We start from the raw sequence: 18,787 nt of genomic DNA, 5'->3' as shown, positions 1-18,787 counted from the left end.
TTCGACAATCAGATTCTCAGCTGAAACCTCCACCGCCTTCAACTTCCCGCCTCAACTCCCCCGTACACCACATTCGACTTTAGCTCATTTTAATGGACCTCGATGACGAAATCGATAGACGTTTTCCGCAAAACGACGCTTTGCGTAGATACTTCCTGGGAATTCGACGGCTTGAACAGAAGCTTCGGTATTGATGGAAGAAAAAATTACGGGCACCGAAAACAATCGACACCCGATTCAGTAATTCTTCCCAATAGAATGAGTTGTATAGTGATGCGGCCGCTATGTGCCGATCGTTTTATAGCCCCATGGCTTTACGGATCATTTGCAGCGCGGCCGCGAGCACGAACAGCAATACGATGATTCGGAAAGCGTGCGGCGGCAGCTTATCGCGTAGCGGCCGTGCGATCAGCATCCCGGCGATCACTGGAACGCTGGCGCCGGCGGAGATCAGCAAGTCGCCGCTCGACGCATGCGCGCCGCTCTTGAACGCGAGCAGCAGCGTCACGATCGAGACGACGAGAATGATGGCCATCTGCTTGGTAAAGGCTTTTCCGCGGGCGCCGGTCGCAATCAGATAAATCGCGAGCAAGGGCCCGGGGATGGACGCGATGCTTTCCATCAAAGCCGCGCCGAAGCCGAGCACGAATCCGACGGGCTGAACCCACGCGGGCGCCAGCGTGAAGCGCGGTGAGACGAGCAGCAGCACGGCGGCGAAGACTAGGAGCGCCCCGGCCACGGCCTGCGCGTGATGCGGTTCAAGCGAAATCAAAATCGACACGCCCACGATGTTGCCGATGATCGTGCCGATCAGAGGTCCGGCCATGCGCCGCGCGGTGGCCAAAGTCTCGCCGCCTTCCAAGGCTTGGGGAATATTGCCGAGGATCACAGGCATCGATAGCAGCAGCACCGCTTGCTTCACGGGCATCATTTGGCTCAGGATCGGCATCGCGACGAGCGGCACGCCGATGCTGACGATGCCTTTCACGAGGCCGCCGACGATCAGCGCGGCGACGATGCCCGCGAGCGCATAAGCATCGAGCGCATGAAGCGTCGGCGCGAGCATGCCGTGCGATGCGGCGTGAAGCATGGGTGAAGTCCGCCTTGTCTTGTTATTGGTCGCCGGCGGCTTTGGGGACCGGCGTCGCCGTAGCCGGTGTCGATGCTCCGGTAGGTACGGCCGGCGCGGAGGCGGGTTGCGCGGCAGCCGGCGTGGAGGCCGCCGCAGGCGCGGCTTCCGGTGCGGATGCACCGGGGGCCGATGCACCGGGGGCCGATGCACCGGGGGCCGATGCACCGGTTGCGGGTGCCGCGTCGCTCGCTGGGCCCGCGGGCGCCGGCGCGGCGCTTTGGTCCTCGTCGCCGTAATTGGGCAGCGCCGGCGGCTTCGACGCATCGACGCCGAGCGCCGCGCGGCGTTGCTGCGTGTAGGCGTCGCGCACGAACGAGTATTTGTCAAGCGCGGCTTGTTCCAAGATATTCGTCGCCCCCAGCATGTCGGATCGAGCACTGACGAACTGCAAGCCCCACAGCGGTTTTTGCGCGTCGGCCGGGGCATAGATCATCGGGCTGAAGCGCGTATCGACCGCCATCCCCACGCCGTCGCGGAACGAACTGGGCCCGAAGATCGGCAACACGAGATACGGGCCCGAAGGAATACCCCATGTGCCGAGCGTGAGCCCGAAGTCTTGATGGTGCTTCGGCAAGCGCGCGGGCGTGGCGAAATCGATGAGGCCGCCGATCCCGAAGGTGGTGTTCATCGCAAAGCGAATCAGGTCTTCGGTCGCATCGGTGATCTTCAACTGAAGCAACTCGTTTGCGATGTTGTTCAGGTCTCCCAAATTGGAGAAGAAGTTGCTGATCGCGGTGCGCAGCGGGTGCGGCGTGACGGCTTGATAGCCCTTGGCGATCGGCACGGCGACGTGCGTGTCGATCGCGTCGTTGACCTTGAAGACGGCGCGATTCATCGGCTCCAGCGGATCGCCGGGGGTGCGATTGGCCGGGCTGGCGCACCCGGCCAACAGCGTCGCGGCGGTCAGCGTCGCGGCTAAGGTTCGCAAATTCTTATCCATCGATTCCTTCTAGTTCTTTCTTCTTGGCTCGTGCGGTACGCGGTCTGCCCATCAGCACGGGCTGGAACACGACGGCGCCGACGAGCGTACACGAAAGCGCGAGTGCAAGCAGCCGGCCCATGCTGGCGGTACCGGGGTGGTGCGACAGCCATAGGCTGCCGAACGCCGTCGCGGTCGTGGCTGCGCTGAACAATACGGCATGGGTGAGGCTCGAGGACAGCAGACTCGTTTGTCCGCCGCGCCAAGCCATGACGAAGTACACCTTGAACGCGACGCCGACACCGAGCATGAGCGGCAGCGCAATGATATTCGCGAAGTTCAGCGGCATGCCGAAGACGACGCAAAGCTCGAGCGTGACGAGCGCCGACACGAGCAGCGGAATCATCGTGCGCAGGACGTCGCCGAAGCGGCCCAGCGTGATCCATAGCAGTATGGTGATCGAGAGCACGGCCAACCCGGCCGCCTGGAGGAAGGCCTTGATGATGGTGTTCGCCGAATGCAGGATCGAGATCGGACCGCCGATCGCGGAGGGCTCGGCTTGCTTTACGGCATGCGCGAACCGCCGCAGCATGGTGTCGTCGTTCGAATCGACGCCCGGCGGCACGCGCGGCGAGATCTGGACGAGCGCGCGCCCGTCCGGGGCCACCCAGTCGCGTACGAGCGCGGGCGGCAGCGTCTCACGCGAGAGCGGGAACGGCTGCAGCAGCGTCGTTAGCTGATGCAAGGCCAGCTGCAGCGAAGTCGAAAACGCCGCTTCGGCCCGGTCGCGCGCGGCGGCATCGGCGGCGGCAAGCTTGGCCAGCGAGGCCGAGAGGCGTTGCGCTTCTTTCGCGCCGGGGCCCGGGTAGTCCTGGGCGGCGTAAGCAAGCTGGTTCGAGGCGCGTTTCAACGCGGCGACGCGTTGCGCATCGGCGGCCGGCGGCGCGCTCGGTTGCGTCAGCGCCGGCAGCAGCGTTTGCGCGGCTTGCGCAATCAGCGAGAGCTTTTGGGGCTGATCGGGCGGAATGAAGGTCGATAGCGTGGTCACCCGCCCGACTTCGGGCAGCGCGCCCAAGCGCTGAGCCGTTGCATCGGCCGCCGCCAACGACGGCGCAAGCACGGACACGTCGTTGATGGACGCTTCGGGCGAGTCTTTCAGCGACAACAGCGTCGCCATCGATTCGGTCGTCGGATCCTTCAAATTCAACGGATTGAAGTCGAACCGCAAATGCAGCAGCAAGGGCGTGGCGCCGAGCACGACGAGCAGCGTGCCGATCAGGATCGGTTTGCGGTGGTCCTGCAGAAAATCGTCGATCGGCGCGAGGCGCGGGAACCCTGGGCGCGACGCCTCGCCGGGCGGCGCCATCAGCCGCAGCAAGGCGGGCAACAGCGTCATCGTGCTGAAGTAAGCGATGACCATCCCGATACCCGCGATCAGGCCGAGTTCGGAAACGCCGCGGTAGGCCGTCGGCAGGAACGAGAAGAAGCTCGTCGCCACGGCGGCGGCGGCGAGCGTCAACGGCATCCCCATCGAATGGGCGGCGCCCACCAGGGCGTGGTCGAGCCGCGGGTCGCGATGGCGCTCTTCCCGGTATTTGACGCCGTATTGGATCGCGAAATCGGCGCCGAGCCCGATGAACAGCACCATGAACGCGACCGAAATCATGTTCAGCGAGCCGACGATCAGGAGCCCCAGCGCAGCGGTGATCGGCAGGCCGACGGCCAGCGTGACGAGCACCGCGAGGATCATGCGTTTCGAGCGCAGCGCCAGCCAGAGGATCGCCAGCACGACGATCAGCGTGGCGATTCCGTTCACGACGGCGCCGTCTTGGACCGAGGCGAATTCCTCATCGGCGAGCGGCTGCTCGCCGGTCAAGCGCACGACGGCGCCGAAGCGCTTTTGCAGGTCGAGCTCGCGGGCCACTGCGCGGATCGTGTCGGACGCCTGCGCGCCGGCTTGCAGCGCGGCGTAGTTGACGACGGGCTGGACGGTGACGAAAGCGTGCGCCGGTTGGCGCGCAGCGTCGGTATCGACGAGCGCCCGCCAAGAAAACGCCGCCGGCTTGCCGGCCAGCACCGCATCGACCGTATCGGCCGCGTGCGTCAGCAGGTTCGCCATCGCGGGCAATTTCACTTGGCCGGACTGCAACGGCAGGCCTAGCATCGTCGAGAGCGTGGTGGCGAGCCCGGTGACACTCGGATCGTGAGCGAGCGTATTGATGAGCGGACGCGCTTGGGTGAGCTGCGCGGTCGTGCTGCCGACGTTTTCCGTCGACAAGAAGAGCATGCCGTCGTGCTCGAACAGCGGCCCGCCGGCGGGCTGCGAAACGGCGCCTATTCGCCCGCGGTGCGCGGGGCTCGATAGCGCGGCGGCCAGGGCATCGGCGGCGGCATCGGCCATTTCGGGGGCGCCCGCTTCGACGACGGCCAGGATCGTTTCATCGCGTTGTGGAAAGGAGCGATCCATCGCATCGCCGAGTGCCGACCACTGCGGATCGCTCTCGATGAGCTTGCTGACGTCGGTATTGATCTTGAAATGCCGTACCGTGTAGACGCCGCTCGCCGCGGCCAGCACGAGGGCCAGCGCGACGATGAGGACCGGTCTGCGCACGGACCAGGCGACGAGTCGGACGATAAGGGGCGTCAGCATGTATTGGGCGGCAGCGGGGCTAGAAAGGCAAAACGCCTAAGTATACCGGCGGACGGGGGCGAGCCGCCGTTCGGCGCGCAACCGCCGCGGAACCGTGGGCCCGCGGTTTGCGTCGAAACGGGAGCCGGCCGGCATCGGTATACTTCCGGCAGTTCTCAACTGACCTCGAGATTCCATGAAACGTCATTTCTTCGCATTTTTTACCGCGGCGCTGATGAGCGCCGCCGCCTGGGCCCAAACGGCGCCCGTCGACGTCGTGAAAGAAGCGGTCGTCGGCACCGTCGATGCGATGAAGCAGGACAGCGCTGCGCGCGGCGGCGACATGGCGAAGATTGCGCAAATCGTGCAGACGCACTTTTTGCCGGCTACGAATTTCGACCGCACGGCCCGCATCGCCGTGGGCGACGCCTGGAAGCAAGCGACTCCCGCACAGCAGCAAGAGTTGACTAAGCAATTTAAAGTCCTGATGACGCGCACCTACGCGGCGTCGCTCGCGCAATTGGGCACGCAGGACGCGCGCTTCGCGTTCAAGCCGGAGCAAGCGTCGGCCAACGACGCGCTCGTGATGTCGACCGTCACGACGCCGGGCGATAGCCAGCAGGTGGGCTATCGGCTAGGCAAGGTCGGCAACGACTGGAAAATCTACGACATCGACATGTCGGGCGCTTGGCTCATCCAGGTCTATCAAAATCAGTTCAAGGCCCAACTGAGCCAGGGCGGTATCGACGGACTCATCAAATTCCTGGCGGCCCATAACGCGCGTGCGGAGTGACGCCGAGGCGCCGGTCAGCGCCGGCGCCGCTCCACGGCGAACTTGATCAGTTCGGCCTGACCTTCTATCTCGAGTTTGCGTTTGACGTTCAGACGGTGCGTCTCCACGGTTCGCACCGAGAGCCCGTAGCGCTCGGCGATCTGCTTGCTCGACAGCCCTTCCGCGAGCGCGTCGAGGATTTCGCTTTCACGCGGCGTCAAACGTTCCGCCGGCGTTTGCAGGGCGCTCGCACGAATCATGCGGCTGGCGATACCGGCGCTGAAGTAGGTGCGGTTGCCGAGCACCGCCGCGATCGCGTGAACGATTTCGGTCGCCGGAGAATCCTTCAGCACGTAACCGCTCGCGCCCGCTCGTACCGCCTGCATGACGTATTCGATATTGTCGTGCATCGATAACATGAGCACACGCACGGCCGGAAAGCGTTCGTGAAACACCCCGGCCAGTGCGATGCCGTTCATGCCGGTCATCCCTACGTCCATCAACGCGAGGTCGGGCGAAAGCCGCTCGGCCAATGCGAGCGCTTCCTCGGCGTTGCCGGCTTCTCCCGCTACCACTAGGCCGGGGACACCCTCCAAGCGCAAGCGCAAACCGTCGCGCACGAGCGGATGGTCGTCGACGAGGATGATGTTGGCGGAGCGGGGCGGCAAGGCGTTCATAGCGGACGATCGGGTTGTGCGAGTGGCGCGGCTTCGGCCAAGCGCGGCGAAACGGGATGCGGCAGCGGCACCGTCGCCTTGACGGTGGTCCGGCCGGGCTGTGAGACGATCTCTAGGGTACCGGCGAGCGCATCGAGCCGTTCGCGCATGTTACGCAAGCCGATGCCGTTGCGCGCGTCGGCTTGCGTGCGTTCGACGTCGAAACCTTGCCCGTCGTCGACGATCGCAAGCGTCACCGCCGTTGCGCTGACGGCGAAAGCGAGTGTCGCATGCGAGGCTTGCGCGTGCCGCACGATGTTCGTCAACGCTTCCTGCGCGATTCTGAACAACGCGGTGTTGACCGTGGCGGGCAGTGCGGCCTGCCGCGAAGCGGCATCGGTCTCGACTCGCAGCTCGATGCCGGTCTCCTCGCCCAGTTCTCGCGTCAGTTGCTCCAGGGCGGCGGCCAGGCCCAAATCGTCGAGCATCGACGGGCGCAAGGCGTGCGAGATGCGCCTCACTTCGCGTAGGGCGTGCGATAGACGCGCCAAGGCGGTACCGAGGGCCGCCTCGGCGCTCGGCACGCGTGCTTGTCCATCACCCGCGCGCTCGAGCCGAGCGAGCGCCGATTCGAGCAGCAGTTTCACCGATACCATCATCTGACTGATGCCGTCGTGCAATTCGCGTGAGAGCCGCGCGCGTTCGTGCTCCTGCGATTCGACCACCTGCTGCGCGAGCCGCTTGAGTTTTGCATCGGCGCTGCGATGTTCGGATACGTTCAGGAACAGGGCGCACGCGGTAATGACGCCGAAGGCCATGAGCGCGATGGCGCCGATCCACGTCATCGTGCGCGCGATATTGGCCGACGCGCTGGCGTCGATGCCGGCCAGCGTTTCCTTGACGCCGTCGAGATAAATACCCGTGCCGATCATCCAGCCCCAGCGCGGGAGCGGCACGACGTAGCCGAGCTTCGCCTCCAGCCGGTTCGTCGACGGCCGGTGCCAAACGTAGCGCACATAGCCGCCGCCTTTACGGGCTTCGGCGATCAACTGCTGAATCGTGAGCGAGCCGTTAGGGTCTCTAAGCGACCACCAATTGTGTCCGACTAAATCGGGCTCGCGCGGATGCATCAGCGAGTTGCCCTGCAGGTCGTAGACGAAGAAATAGCCGTCGGGACCGAAATCCATGCGCTGCAAGACGGCCAGCGCGGCTTGCCGATGCGCGGCCTCCTCGCGCGCGCTGCCGCCGGCCTCGTAGAGCGGCGCGATGGCGCTCGTCGCCAGTTCGACGTAATGCTTCAGTTCCGCTTGTTTGCTCGACAGATAGGCGCTTTCGACCGTTTGGCGCTGCGCGCCGGCCAGCGCGGCCGCCTGCAAGCGCACGCCGATGCCGATGCCCGCGATCGCCACGAGAAATGGGACGATCGCCAGCAAGAAGATCTTGGTCCTGATTTTCATCGCCGGTAAGGATGAGCGAAACACCTGATGGCGGGCAACCAGGCACCGTCGTTACGGACTCCTACGTAGTCCTACGTAGCGGCGGTACGTAGTTGTTCGCTTGTGAGGGGATAGGCGAGGCTCAATACTACACGGCCATGAGCGGGCGGCGTCTAGAGACGTTCGACATTTCGCTCGGCGCCGGCCGCCCGGCCGGAATTTCTCAGAACAATGATTAGGAGACTCCATGAATCCGATGAATCGGCTCGCCCGGTTTTCGCTCTGGATCGTGCTCGCGCTAGCGGGCGCGTACTCGTTCGGCACCATCGCCCTCGCACACGGAGAACGCGTCAGCGCGTTATGGATCGTCATCGCCGCGGTCTGCGTCTATTTGATCGCCTACCGGTTCTATAGCCGATTCGTGGCCGAGCGGGTGCTGCAACTCGATCCCAATCGGATGACGCCCGCCGTGCGGCACAACGACGGGCTCGACTACGTCCCCACGAACCGGTTCGTGCTGTTCGGCCATCACTTCGCCGCGATTGCCGGGGCGGGGCCGCTCGTCGGCCCGGTGCTCGCCGCGCAAATGGGCTACATGCCGGGCATGCTGTGGATTCTCGCGGGCGTCGTCTTTGCCGGCGCCGTCCAGGACTTCGTCGTCTTGTTTCTTTCGACACGGCGCGACGGCCGCTCGCTCGGCGATCTCGTGAAGATGGAACTCGGGCCCGTGCCCGGCATGATCGCGCTGTTCGGCGCATTTTTGATCATGGTCATCATCCTGGCCGTGCTTGCGCTCATCGTCGTCAAAGCGCTGACGAATTCGCCGTGGGGCACCTTCACCGTCGCGGCGACGATTCCGATCGCGCTGCTGATGGGTATCTATACGCGTTTCATTCGCCCGGGACGCATCGGCGAAGTGTCGATCATCGGCTTCGTGCTGCTGATGGCATCGATCGCCGCGGGTCAATACGTGCACGACACGCCGGCGCTTGCCGCCTGCTTCACCTTCAGCGGCGTGCAACTGACGTGGATTTTGATCGGCTACGGCTTTGTCGCTTCCGTGCTCCCGGTTTGGCTGCTGCTCGCGCCGCGCGACTACTTGTCGACGTTCTTGAAGGTCGGCACCATCGTCGGTCTTGCGCTCGGCATTCTGATCGTCGCGCCCGAATTGAAGATGCCCGCGCTGACCAAGTTCGTCGACGGAACAGGCCCGGTGTGGTCGGGCAATCTGTTCCCGTTCTTGTTCATCACGATCGCGTGCGGTTCCGTATCGGGTTTCCATGCGCTGATCGCTTCCGGTACCACGCCGAAGCTGCTCGCCAATGAAGGCGACGCGCGCTTCATCGGCTACGGCGCGATGCTCATGGAGTCGTTCGTGGCCATCATGGCGCTCGTCGCGGCCTGTGTCATCGAGCCCGGCATCTACTTCGCGATGAACGCGCCCGCGGCGCTGCTCGGCACGACGCCCGATGCCGTCGCCCACACGATCTCGCAATGGGGCTTCGTGCTCACGCCCGACATGCTGACCGAGACGGCGAGAGCCGTCGGCGAAAGCACGATCGTCGGACGCGCGGGCGGCGCGCCGACGCTGGCCGTCGGCATGGCGCAGATCCTGCATCGCGTGATCGGCGGACCCGCGATGATGGCGTTCTGGTATCACTTCGCGATCTTGTTCGAGGCGCTGTTCATCTTGACCGCCGTCGATGCCGGCACGCGTGCGGGACGCTTCATGCTGCAAGACTTGCTCGGGGCGTTCCATCCCGCGCTCAAGCGCACGGAGTCGTTGGCCGCCAACCTCATCGCGACGGCGCTATGCGTGGCCGCATGGGGCTACTTCCTGTACCAAGGCGTGGTCGATCCGCTCGGCGGCGTCAATACGTTGTGGCCGCTGTTCGGCGTGTCCAATCAGATGCTCGCGGCGATCGCCCTCGTGCTAGCCACCGTCGTCTTGTTCAAGATGAAGCGCGAACGCTATGCGTGGGTCACGATCGTCCCGACGCTGTGGCTGCTCGTCTGCACGCTGACGGCCGGCTGGCAAAAGATTTTCTCGGCCAACCCGAAAGTCGGCTTTCTCGCGCACGCGGCGAAACTCGGCGATGCGGCCGATGCGGGCAAAGTCTTGGCGCCGGCAAAATCGATCGCGCAGATGCATCGCGTCATGTTCAACGACTACGTCGACGCGGTCTTGACGGGACTGTTCGTGGCGGTCGTGGTGAGCATGGTGGTCTATGGCATCGCGGCGATCGTGCGTGCGCGCGCCGCGGCTAAGCCCAGTTCGTCGGAGACGCCGTTCGAGGCGGTCCCGGCCGCGCGCGCGGGTGTCGCCGCGCGCTGAAACGGGGCATCGCGATGTTCTCGAATCTAAGCGAACTGCGCAGCGCGGGCCGCTACCTCGGGCAGGCCTTGCGGCTCATGGTCGGCTTGCCCGATTACGATGCCTATGTCGCGCATATGCGCGAGACGCATCCCGACCGGGCCCCGATGAGCTACGAGGCGTTTTTCAGGGAACGGCAAAACGCTCGGTATGGCTCCGGCGCGGGCAAGTGTTGTTGACGAGTTGAGTCATCGAGTCGCCGCACGGTGCGTGTGGCGAAGCGCAAAAGCAAAGCGGCGCGGTCCTTTTGGGGACCGCGCCGCTTTTAGTGGGCGACGCGCAAAACGCCGCGCCCGTTAGCCGTTAGCGTTGCCGTTCGTGCCGTCAGTGCGCCGCAGCCGTGCGCGAGGACTTCGAATTGGCCGCGACCTTGATTTCCTCGAGCTTGATTTCGACGTGGCGCGAGAAGACGTATTCGGCCGGACGTTGCTTGTCGAGCGGAATGTCCTTCGCGAACGCGCCTTCGAGCTTCGGACCGCGCAAGCTCACGCCGAGCGCCTTGAGCGGGTGCGCGACGGTATCCATCACGGCCGTCGCCTCGAAGCCGCTGTGGACCATGCAGTCGGCGCACTTTTCGTAGTTGCCGGTACCGTACTTGTCCCAGTCGGTCTCTTCCATCAGTTCCTTGAACGTCTTGGCATAACCTTCGCCGACGAGGTAGCACGGACGCTGCCAGCCGAACACGGTACGTGCCGGGTTGCCCCACGGCGTGCAGTGATAGGTCTGGTTGCCGGCGAGGAAGTCGAGGAACATCGCCGATTGGCTGAACGACCAGTTCTTGCCGCGATTGCCGCGCTTGAAGATTTCGCGGAACAACTGCTTGGTCTTGTCGCGGTTCAGGAAGTGCTGCTGATCGGGGGCGCGCTCATAGGCGTAGCCGGGCGAGACGGTGATGCCGTCCACGCCCATCGGGCCGAGCGTGTCGAAGAACGCGGCGACGCGTTCGGGCTGAGCGTCGTTGAACAGCGTGCAGTTGATGTTCACGCGGAAACCGCGGCGCTTGGCTTCGCGGATCGCGGCCACGGCCTTCTCGTAGACGCCTTCTTGCGACACCGAGTGATCGTGCATCGCTTGGTCGCCGTCGAGGTGAACCGACCAGACGAAGTACGGGCTCGGCTCGTAGTCGTCCATTTTCTTTTCCATCAGCAGCGCGTTCGTGCACAGATAGACGAACTTTTTGCGCGCGATGATGCCCTTCACGATCGTGGGCATTTCCTTGTGCAGCAGCGGCTCGCCGCCCGCGATCGAGACGACGGGCGCGCCGCACTCGTCCACGGCGCCGAGGCACTCTTCGACCGATAGCCGCTGGTTCAGGATGGGATCCGGATAATCGATCTTCCCGCAGCCGTTGCAAGCGAGGTTGCAGCGGAACAGCGGCTCGAGCATCAGCGCGAGCGGGTAGCGTTTGTTACCGCTGAAATGCTGGCGCGCAATGTAAGCACCAACGCGAACTTTTTGCAAAAGCGGGATCGACACAGCAACCTCCTTAAACTTGGCGCGCGGCGACGGGCTCGGTGAGCTTCGCCGGCAGCTTGAATTCGACTTTCTCTTCGCGGCCGGTCATGGTCGTGACTTCGACTGGACCGAGCGCGCGCAGCGCGTCAATGACGTGTTCGACCATTTCCTCGGGGGCCGATGCGCCGGCCGTGATGCCGACCGCTTTGGCATCGGCGAACCATTCCGGCTTGATTTCCGAGCCGTCCGCCACGAGGTAGCTCGGCACGCCCGTTTCCGCGCCGATTTCACGCAGACGGTTCGAGTTCGAGCTGTTCGTCGCGCCGACGACGAGCAATACGTCCACTTGCTCGCTCAATTCGCGCACCGCGGCTTGCCGGTTTTGCGTGGCATAGCAAATGTCGCGCGTATCGGGCCCGACGATGTTGCTGAAGCGCCGCATTAGCGCTTCGATAATGCCGCGCGTGTCGTCCACGGACAGCGTGGTTTGCGTGACGTACGCGAGCGGCGTGTCCAACGGCAAGTCGAGCGTGGCCACTTCGGCCTCGCTCTGCACCAGCAGGACCTTGCCCGGGATCTGACCGATCGTGCCTTCCACCTCGGGATGCCCGGCATGACCGATCAAAATCAACGTGCGGCCGGCCGCCACGTATTGGCGGCCCTGCACGTGCACTTTCGTCACGAGCGGACACGTGGCGTCCAGCACGTCGAGGCCGCGCGCCTCGGCATCGCGTTCGACGCTTTGCGCAACCCCATGCGCGCTGAAGATGGCGACCGCGCCGTGCGGCACCTCATCGAGTTCTTCGACGAAACGCGCACCCTTGCTGCGCAGGTTTTCGACGACGTGCCGGTTGTGCACGATTTCGTGACGCACGTACACGGGCGCACCGTGCCGTTGCAGTGCGCGATCGACAATCTCGATCGCGCGGACGACGCCCGCACAAAAGCCGCGGGGTTGAGCAAGGATGACTCGCATGTTATGGCGAACTCCGACCGAATCGGGGTATCGAACCGCCGGCGATTAGCGGCGTGATCGCCCAGACTCCAACTATTTTTAGAAAGCGGGCGTAATAGCCGGCAAACCAACCCAAACGCGCATTCTAACGCTATCGGGCCGGGAACGCTCCCAAGCGGGTAATCGGGCGTTGCAAGAATGTCAGGGCGCCCTCGCAATGCGTGTGCCGCATGATGCCCGGCGTCCCGCTAAACTAACGGACTTCGCGAGATCGGTTGCGGTTTTATCGCATCCAATCTTTCAAATTCTTTTCATTTTTGGCCGGCTCGATGCCTTTCGCTCATCGTTCGTACCGTTTTCCGGGTTGCGCGGCGCCAGACGCCGCCGCCGTCCCGCTCTTGCCTTCGCACGCACCCCGTTGCGTGGCCGCCACGCTTCGGGGGCGCGTATGACCGCCATCCTGTTTGGTTTGTCGTTGCTCTCGCTCGTCATCTGGTGCGTCCTGCTCTTCGCCCGCGGCGGATTCTGGCGCACGCGCTGCGCTCCGCCGGTACCGAAAGAGCGCACCGATGCGATCGATCCATGGCCGGCCGTAGTGGCCGTGGTACCGGCGCGCAACGAGGCGGACGTCATCGGTCCGGCCGTGACGTCTTTGCTGGAGCAAGACTACGCGGGCGCATTCCATGTGATCGTCGTGGACGACCATAGCACCGACGGCACCGCCGATCGCGCCCGTGCCGCCGCGGCCGCGGCGGGCCGCGCCGAGCGCTTGACGGTGATTCAGGCCGAACCCCTGCCCTCGGGTTGGTCGGGCAAGGTCTGGGCGCAGTCGCAAGGCGTGGCGGCGGTAGCCGCGCGCGGATTGCCCGCCGATTATCTGCTGTTGACCGATGCCGATATCGGTCATCCCGCCGACGCCCTCACGCAACTGGTGGCCCAGGCCTCGAGCGAGCGCCGCGATCTCGTCTCGCTGATGGTGCGCCTGCGCTGCGATTCAATTTGGGAAAAGGCGCTGATTCCGGCGTTCGTCTTCTTCTTCGCCAAGCTCTATCCGTTCGCGTGGGTCAACGACCCGCGCAACAAGACGGCGGCCGCGGCCGGCGGCTGCATGCTCGTCAAGCGCGGTGCGCTCGAAGAGGCGGGCGGCATGGAGTCGATTCGCGCGGCACTGATCGACGATTGCTCGCTGGCGGCGCGCATCAAGCATCGCGGCCAGGGCGGCCATCCGATCCGGCTCGACGTGGCGGCCCGCAGCCGTTCGCTGCGCCCGTACGACGGTCCGGGCGAGATCTGGAACATGATTGCGCGCACGGCCTTCACGCAACTGCGCTATTCGCCGTGGCTGCTGGTCGGCACGCTGATCGGCATGACCGTGATTTACCTCGCGCCGCCCGTCGTCGCGCTCGCACTCGGCGCGAAGGGCTGGCCGGCTTGGCTCGCCTGGGGCGCGATGTGCTGCGCGTATGCGCCGATGCTGCGTTATTACGGCCGCTCGCCGCTCTGGGCACCCGCGTTGCCGCTCGTCGCGCTGTTTTATGTCGGCGCGACGCTCGCGTCGGCGGTGCGCTATTGGCGCGGCAAGGGCGGCCAGTGGAAAGCGCGCGTGCAAGCCCCCGCGCAAGGCGGGTAAGGCCCGCGTCTTAGCGCTGTGTCAACATCATGTAGAGCTGGACGGCGGCTTCGGGCGAAAACGTGAACGGCACCCAGCCGTGGCCCGTATGCCGCGCGATCAGCAAACGATCGCCGTTCGCTTGCTTTTGCATGCCGATGACGGGGTTTTTCGTGGCGGCGAAACGCCAGCCGGCGGGTACTTCCATCGGCGGCTCGGGCGTCATCGAGGCGCGCGCGTTGGCGAGCTCCTCGATCAATTGACCGATCTGCTCGGGGTGCAGCGTCACGGTTTGGGTACCGATGCTCAGCGTCACCTCGTTGTGCGACGGACGCGCGACGCGCAGCGTCGGTTTGACCTCGCTTGCTTGGGCTTCGGCTCGGGGCGCCTGTGCCGCGGCCGTGCTCGCCGCGCGGGCGGCGTCTTGCGCTTCGGCGCGCTCGGCATGGGCGCGCTCGGCGGCGGCCTGCGCGAGCCGGACGAGTTCGCTGAGCCGATCGACTTGCGCGTCGATCGCACCGATCTGTTCTTCCAGGTTCATGCCCGACTATCTCTACCAAAGAGACGCGATTCTACCGGCTGCGCGCCGAGCACATCGGGGCGCGGCGCCGTCCAGTTGTAACAAAATGCACGCAACGCGCCTCGGGCTTTCACTCAGGCGTTCAAATAACCGGCTTCGCGAAACCATTGCAGCGCGTCGCGCAGGCCTTCGAGATACGGCCGCGCCCGATAGCCGATTTCGCGCTCGGCTTTAGCTGACGTGAAATACATCTTGTTCTTCGACATCTTGAGGCCGTCGACGGTCACGAACGGTTCGCGCTTCGTCAGCTTAGCCACGTATTCGGCGCCGACGGCGAGCGGATAAAGCGGCCAGCGGGGCAAGCTGATCGTCGGCGGTTTGCGTCCCGTTTCGTGCGCGATATCGGCGAGCATGCGCTGCAAGGGCAAGTTCTCGCCGCCCAGGATATAGCGCTCGCCGATCCGGCCGCGCTCGAGCGCCAGCAGATGGCCTTGCGCCACGTCGTCGACGTGCACGAGATTCAGACCCGTGTCGACGAAGGCCGGAATCTTGCCGAGCGCGGCTTCGACGATGATACGGCCCGTGGGCGTGGGGCGAACGTCGCGCGGCCCGATCGGCGTGGAGGGGTTGACGATGACGGCGGGCAGTCCGTCTTGATCGATCATCCGTTCGACGGCGCGCTCGGCCAGCACCTTGCTGCGCTTATAGACGCCGATCGCCTGCTGAGCCGTTAGCGGGACCGTTTCATCGGCCACGCGGCCTTCGCTCGTGACTTTCAGCGTCGCCACGCTGCTCGTGTAGACGATGCGTTCGACACCTTCGGCGAGGGCGGCGCGCATCGTCGCCTCGGTGCCTTCCAGGTTCGCGCGCTCGATCGCGGAGGGGTCCGGGGCCCAGAGACGATAGTCGGCCGCCACATGGAAGAGATATCGCACGCCGCGCAGCGCGGCGCGCATCGACGTCTCGTCGCGCATGTCGCCGACGACGATTTCGGCGTCGAGCGATTCGACGTTCTTACGTGGACTGGTTGCGCGCACGAGTACGCGCACGCGCATGCCGCGCGCGAGGGCGGCCCGGGCGACGGCCGAGCCGACGAAACCCGATGCGCCCGTGACGAGCACGAGATCGCCTGATGATTCGGTCATGGTGTAACGCGGATGCGTTCGTTACGTAGATGCGGCGAGATTGTACTTGCTATGCCGCCGATGCTCAGCCGTAGACGATCGCCCCTTCGTTGAAATCGCGGATGAACGCGTGCGCATCGGCGGCGGGCATGGGGCGGGCGAAGCGATAGCCTTGCACGACGCTGCAGCCGTGGCGGCGCAAGAACGCGAGCTGCGTTTCGGTCTCGACGCCTTCGGCGACGACCTTGAAGCCGAGCGCGCGGCCCAGCGAGAGAATCGCGCGCGTGATGACTTCGTCTTCGCGATGGCGGCCGATGCCGGAGACGAAGGACATATCGAGTTTCAGGCGCTCCGCGCGGAAATTGCGGATATACGACAAGCTCGAATAGCCGGTACCGAAATCGTCGATGGCCAGGTCGATGTCCATTGCACGCAGCGCGCGCAAAACATCTAGCGCGCCGAGCGTCATCAAAGCCCCTTCGGTAATCTCGATCTCGAGCAGGCGAGGCGAGAGGCGGGCGCGGGCCAACGCGCGCTGCACCACGCGCAATATGTCGCCGCGTGCGAATTGCCGCGGCGAGAGGTTGACCGACATCCGCAGCCCGGGCAGCGTCTCCTGCCAAACACGCGCTTGGAAGCAAGCCTGCTGCATGACCCATTCGCCGATCGGCACGATCAAGCCGTTTTCCTCGGCGATGGGGATGAAGGTCGCCGGGCTGACGGGGCCCAGTTCCGTGTCGGTCCAGCGCAGCAGCGCCTCGACGCCCGTCACGCGATTCGTTTGCAAATCGACCTGCGGTTGATAGTCGAGGCGGAATTCCCCGTTGGCCAGCGCGGCGCGCATCCGGCGCGAGAGCGCGAGGCGCTCGTCGGCTCGCCGTCCCAGCTCCGGGGTAAACCGCTGCAGCGCGTTGCGCCCGTTCGACTTGGCGCGGTACATCGCGAGATCCGCGCGACGCAGCAACGTCTCGGGATCGGGACCGTCGGCCGGGTAACAGGCCACGCCGATGCTGGTCTCGACGTAGAACTCCGTATCGTCGATCCAAACGGGGCGCGCGAACGCCTGCGAGACGCGGGCGAGTACCTCCGTGAGCCGGTCTTCGTGCGCGCCTTCGCAAAGCACGATGACGAACTCGTCGCCGCCATAGCGCGCGACCGTATCGGCGTTACCGACGCATGAGGCGAGCCGCGCGCCGATTTCCTGGAGCAAGCGATCGCCGATGCCGTGCCCAAGGCTGTCGTTGACGTCCTTGAAGTGGTCGATGTCCATGAACACGACGGCGACGCGCGTGCCGTCGCGCTCGGCGTCGCGGATGGCCGCGGTGAGGCGTTCGCCGAGGCGATAGCGGTTCGGCAAAGCCGTCAGCGAATCGAAATTGGCTTGCTGGGCGAGTAAATCGCGCGATTGCACGAGTTCGGTGACGTCGTTCACGACGCTGATATGGTGCGTCACTTTGCCGTGGTCGTCACGCACGGGCGCAATATAAACCTGGTTCCAGACGAGCGTTCCGTCGCGGCGGTAATTGCGCAACAGCGTGGTGACTTCGTTTTCTTCTGCAAGCGCGCGGCGGATCGTTTCAATGCCCTCCTGATTGCGATCCTCGCCGTGCAAGATTCGGAAATCCAGTCCTTTGACGTCGTTCACGGAATAACCGGTGATGCGTTCGAAGGCCGGGTTCGTGTACTCGATCAAATCGCCGTCTTCGGTGACGCGCGTGATCAATACGGCATTGACGATCGCATCGAGCGCGCGGCTGCGCAAACGCAGCGCGAGGTCCACGCCCTTTCGCTCGGTGATGTCTTCGTACGTGGCGAGCAAGCCGATGACTTCGCCATGCGTATTGCGCAGCGGCACTTTCGTTTTGCGCAGCCATCGCCACGCGCCGCTTGCCGCCGGAGCAAACTCTTCGTAATTCGTCACCGGCTCCGCGCTTTGAATCACTTCGCTGTCGCGTAGGCGCGCCTGCTCCGCGCCCGCGCGCCATGGCAGATCGTAGTCGGTCAGCCCGATGATGTCCGAGGCGTCGTTCAATCCCACGTCCTGCGCGAACGCGCGGTTGCACCCGAGATAGCGCGATTCCGTGTCTTTCCAGAAGATACGCTGCGGCACGCTGTCGATGACCGCTTCGAGCATTTGCTTGGACTGCTGCAGCGCCTCCTTTGCGGTTTCTTTCTCGGTCACGTCGATCGCGACGACGAAGCAAGCGCGCCGGTTGTCATAAGTGAGGAAGTGATACGACGGTTCGACGCACAAACGCGAGCCGTCTTTGCGTACATGCGTGCGGACAGAGGTCGAGCCGCTCGTCGAACCGCCCGTATCGCCCATGGCGGCGGCCAACTCGATGAAACGCGCGATGAACTCGGCTCTATCCTCGGGCGGGCGCAACGCGGCGATCGACATGCCCTCCAATTCCTCGCGCTCGTATCCGTATTGCCGCATCGCGGCGCGGTTCATCGCGGCGATCGTCAGCGTTTCGATGTCGTAGATGAGCATCGGCAGCGGATGCTCTTCGAAGTATTCGCGGAAGCGCGCCTCGCCTTCCTCGGCGGAAATGCGTGCCCGGGCGCGTTCGAGCCCGATGCGATGGTTGGCAAGGAAACCGTAAACGAGAAAAACGAAGGCGGCCGCGGCGGCGGCGGCGAATGCGATACGCTCCGACGCATAGCGGCGCGCCACCTCGCTGGCTCGCGCGCCCGTCGCGAGGGCCTGCGCGGCGCCGAGACTCGTCAAGCCGACGGCGACCCGATGACGGCTATCCTCGACGGATAGTAGGGTATCGCGCGAAAGCAGCACATAGGAGCCTTCGGACTGCTCCCCGAGGGCCGTTTGCGCAATGCCGCGCTGCCATTCATGTGTCGCCTCGCGCAGCGCTTCGATATCGCGCGCACGCGCGGACGCGGGCCCGAACGCTTGGCTCAGGGCGTCGAGCGTTCGTTCCACGCGTTCGATGCGGGCAACGGGCCACGGTACCGCGTGCGAATCCGGATCGGCAACGAGGTGCAGGAAGTCCGCGTCGGCTTCGGCATACAGCCCCTCCAATTGCTCGACGTTGTCACGAACGTGTAACGCTCGTGTCATTTGAGCATCGTCGAGCTGGCGGGCCGCAAAGATTTCGCTCGCGCCGAACGCGACGATACCGACCGCGATCGCGCAAACGATAAGGGTCAGGATGGTGGTGCTGTGCTCGTCCAGCCAGTTTTTCAGG

14 protein-coding genes are annotated in these 18,787 nt (G+C 64.6%); 4 read left to right on the top strand and 10 right to left on the bottom strand.

All coding sequences use genetic code 11. From position 1 onward, the window contains the following. Nucleotides 1-298: 298 nt before the first annotated feature. The 3 genes from DXT59_RS30370 to hpnN are packed head-to-tail and all read right to left on the bottom strand — an operon-like array spanning nucleotide 299 to nucleotide 4,701. On the bottom strand, nucleotides 299-1,090 hold the full coding sequence (locus DXT59_RS30370) for a sulfite exporter TauE/SafE family protein (protein ID WP_116142212.1): 792 nt from the start codon (nucleotides 1,088-1,090) through the stop codon (nucleotides 299-301). A 22-nt stretch (nucleotides 1,091-1,112) separates the two neighbouring features. After that, the gene (locus tag DXT59_RS30365) at nucleotides 1,113-2,072 is read right to left on the bottom strand and encodes an MlaA family lipoprotein (RefSeq protein ID WP_116142210.1); all 960 of its coding nucleotides are present in this window, start codon (nucleotides 2,070-2,072) and stop codon (nucleotides 1,113-1,115) included. Then, nucleotides 2,065-4,701 (bottom strand): hopanoid transporter HpnN, encoded by a 2,637-nt coding sequence (hpnN, locus tag DXT59_RS30360; RefSeq protein ID WP_116142208.1) that lies wholly within the window; start codon nucleotides 4,699-4,701, stop codon nucleotides 2,065-2,067. The genes DXT59_RS30365 and hpnN overlap by 8 nt, the downstream gene beginning before the upstream one ends. Nucleotides 4,702-4,876: 175 nt before the next feature. Here hpnN and DXT59_RS30355 point away from each other — a divergent pair, with 175 nt between their 5' ends. After that, nucleotides 4,877-5,473, top strand: coding sequence for an MlaC/ttg2D family ABC transporter substrate-binding protein (locus DXT59_RS30355; protein WP_116142206.1), 597 nt, complete (start codon nucleotides 4,877-4,879; stop codon nucleotides 5,471-5,473). A 14-nt stretch (nucleotides 5,474-5,487) separates the two neighbouring features. Here the strand turns inward: DXT59_RS30355 and DXT59_RS30350 are convergent, their stop codons facing one another. After that, nucleotides 5,488-6,129 (bottom strand): response regulator, encoded by a 642-nt coding sequence (locus tag DXT59_RS30350; RefSeq protein ID WP_116142204.1) that lies wholly within the window; start codon nucleotides 6,127-6,129, stop codon nucleotides 5,488-5,490. Beyond that, complete coding sequence (locus DXT59_RS30345) at nucleotides 6,126-7,565, bottom strand: cache domain-containing protein (protein ID WP_116142202.1); 1,440 nt, start codon at nucleotides 7,563-7,565, stop codon at nucleotides 6,126-6,128. The genes DXT59_RS30350 and DXT59_RS30345 overlap by 4 nt, the downstream gene beginning before the upstream one ends. 235 nt (nucleotides 7,566-7,800) lie before the next feature. Here DXT59_RS30345 and DXT59_RS30340 point away from each other — a divergent pair, with 235 nt between their 5' ends. Together DXT59_RS30340 and DXT59_RS30335 are read left to right on the top strand one after the other, a co-directional pair. Then, nucleotides 7,801-9,879 (top strand): carbon starvation CstA family protein, encoded by a 2,079-nt coding sequence (locus DXT59_RS30340; protein ID WP_116142324.1) that lies wholly within the window; start codon nucleotides 7,801-7,803, stop codon nucleotides 9,877-9,879. Nucleotides 9,880-9,893: 14 nt separating this feature from the next. Beyond that, the gene (locus DXT59_RS30335; protein ID WP_116142200.1) at nucleotides 9,894-10,097 is read left to right on the top strand and encodes a YbdD/YjiX family protein; all 204 of its coding nucleotides are present in this window, start codon (nucleotides 9,894-9,896) and stop codon (nucleotides 10,095-10,097) included. 145 nt (nucleotides 10,098-10,242) lie between these two features. Here DXT59_RS30335 and hpnH read toward each other — a convergent pair whose 3' ends face one another. Both hpnH and ispH read right to left on the bottom strand, forming a co-directional pair. Then, entirely contained in the window at nucleotides 10,243-11,394 is a 1,152-nt protein-coding gene (gene hpnH / locus DXT59_RS30330) for an adenosyl-hopene transferase HpnH (protein WP_116142198.1), read from the bottom strand. A 10-nt stretch (nucleotides 11,395-11,404) separates the two neighbouring features. Further along, nucleotides 11,405-12,349: a 4-hydroxy-3-methylbut-2-enyl diphosphate reductase gene (gene ispH, locus DXT59_RS30325; protein ID WP_116142196.1), complete on the bottom strand. Its 945-nt coding sequence runs from the start codon at nucleotides 12,347-12,349 to the stop codon at nucleotides 11,405-11,407. 427 nt (nucleotides 12,350-12,776) lie between these two features. On the opposite strand from ispH, the gene DXT59_RS30320 reads away from it, so the two are divergent. After that, nucleotides 12,777-13,958: a glycosyltransferase gene (locus DXT59_RS30320; protein ID WP_162878313.1), complete on the top strand. Its 1,182-nt coding sequence runs from the start codon at nucleotides 12,777-12,779 to the stop codon at nucleotides 13,956-13,958. Nucleotides 13,959-13,968: 10 nt separating this feature from the next. Here DXT59_RS30320 and DXT59_RS30315 read toward each other — a convergent pair whose 3' ends face one another. The 3 genes from DXT59_RS30315 to DXT59_RS30305 form a co-directional block, all read right to left on the bottom strand. Beyond that, on the bottom strand, nucleotides 13,969-14,478 hold the full coding sequence (locus DXT59_RS30315) for a hypothetical protein (RefSeq protein ID WP_116142194.1): 510 nt from the start codon (nucleotides 14,476-14,478) through the stop codon (nucleotides 13,969-13,971). 113 nt (nucleotides 14,479-14,591) lie between these two features. Beyond that, nucleotides 14,592-15,602, bottom strand: coding sequence for a hopanoid-associated sugar epimerase (hpnA, locus tag DXT59_RS30310; RefSeq protein WP_116142192.1), 1,011 nt, complete (start codon nucleotides 15,600-15,602; stop codon nucleotides 14,592-14,594). 64 nt (nucleotides 15,603-15,666) lie between these two features. Then, nucleotides 15,667-18,660: a sensor domain-containing protein gene (locus tag DXT59_RS30305; RefSeq protein ID WP_162878312.1), complete on the bottom strand. Its 2,994-nt coding sequence runs from the start codon at nucleotides 18,658-18,660 to the stop codon at nucleotides 15,667-15,669. Nucleotides 18,661-18,787 lie beyond the last annotated feature (127 nt).

This window comes from Trinickia diaoshuihuensis (assembly GCF_003390925.1).
Taxonomy (GTDB): Bacteria; Pseudomonadota; Gammaproteobacteria; order Burkholderiales; family Burkholderiaceae; genus Trinickia; species Trinickia diaoshuihuensis.
The sequence above is the reverse complement of the archived record's forward strand: the minus strand, read 5'-3'. Positions and strand labels throughout refer to the sequence as shown.

Excerpts from the sequence above, each read along its gene's own strand:
- DXT59_RS30370 (WP_116142212.1), bottom strand. The coding sequence starts at position 1,090 with ATGCTTCACGCCGCATCGCACGGCATGCTCGCGCCGACGCTTCATGCG.
- hpnN (WP_116142208.1), bottom strand. The coding sequence starts at position 4,701 with ATGCTGACGCCCCTTATCGTCCGACTCGTCGCCTGGTCCGTGCGCAGA.
- DXT59_RS30365 (WP_116142210.1), bottom strand. The coding sequence starts at position 2,072 with ATGGATAAGAATTTGCGAACCTTAGCCGCGACGCTGACCGCCGCGACG.
- DXT59_RS30340 (WP_116142324.1), top strand. The coding sequence starts at position 7,801 with ATGAATCGGCTCGCCCGGTTTTCGCTCTGGATCGTGCTCGCGCTAGCG.
- ispH (WP_116142196.1), bottom strand. The coding sequence starts at position 12,349 with ATGCGAGTCATCCTTGCTCAACCCCGCGGCTTTTGTGCGGGCGTCGTC.
- DXT59_RS30320 (WP_162878313.1), top strand. The coding sequence starts at position 12,777 with ATGACCGCCATCCTGTTTGGTTTGTCGTTGCTCTCGCTCGTCATCTGG.
- DXT59_RS30335 (WP_116142200.1), top strand. The coding sequence starts at position 9,894 with ATGTTCTCGAATCTAAGCGAACTGCGCAGCGCGGGCCGCTACCTCGGG.
- DXT59_RS30345 (WP_116142202.1), bottom strand. The coding sequence starts at position 7,565 with ATGAAAATCAGGACCAAGATCTTCTTGCTGGCGATCGTCCCATTTCTC.
- DXT59_RS30355 (WP_116142206.1), top strand. The coding sequence starts at position 4,877 with ATGAAACGTCATTTCTTCGCATTTTTTACCGCGGCGCTGATGAGCGCC.
- DXT59_RS30350 (WP_116142204.1), bottom strand. The coding sequence starts at position 6,129 with ATGAACGCCTTGCCGCCCCGCTCCGCCAACATCATCCTCGTCGACGAC.
- DXT59_RS30315 (WP_116142194.1), bottom strand. The coding sequence starts at position 14,478 with ATGAACCTGGAAGAACAGATCGGTGCGATCGACGCGCAAGTCGATCGG.
- hpnA (WP_116142192.1), bottom strand. The coding sequence starts at position 15,602 with ATGACCGAATCATCAGGCGATCTCGTGCTCGTCACGGGCGCATCGGGT.
- DXT59_RS30305 (WP_162878312.1), bottom strand. The coding sequence starts at position 18,660 with ATGACACGAGCGTTACACGTTCGTGACAACGTCGAGCAATTGGAGGGG.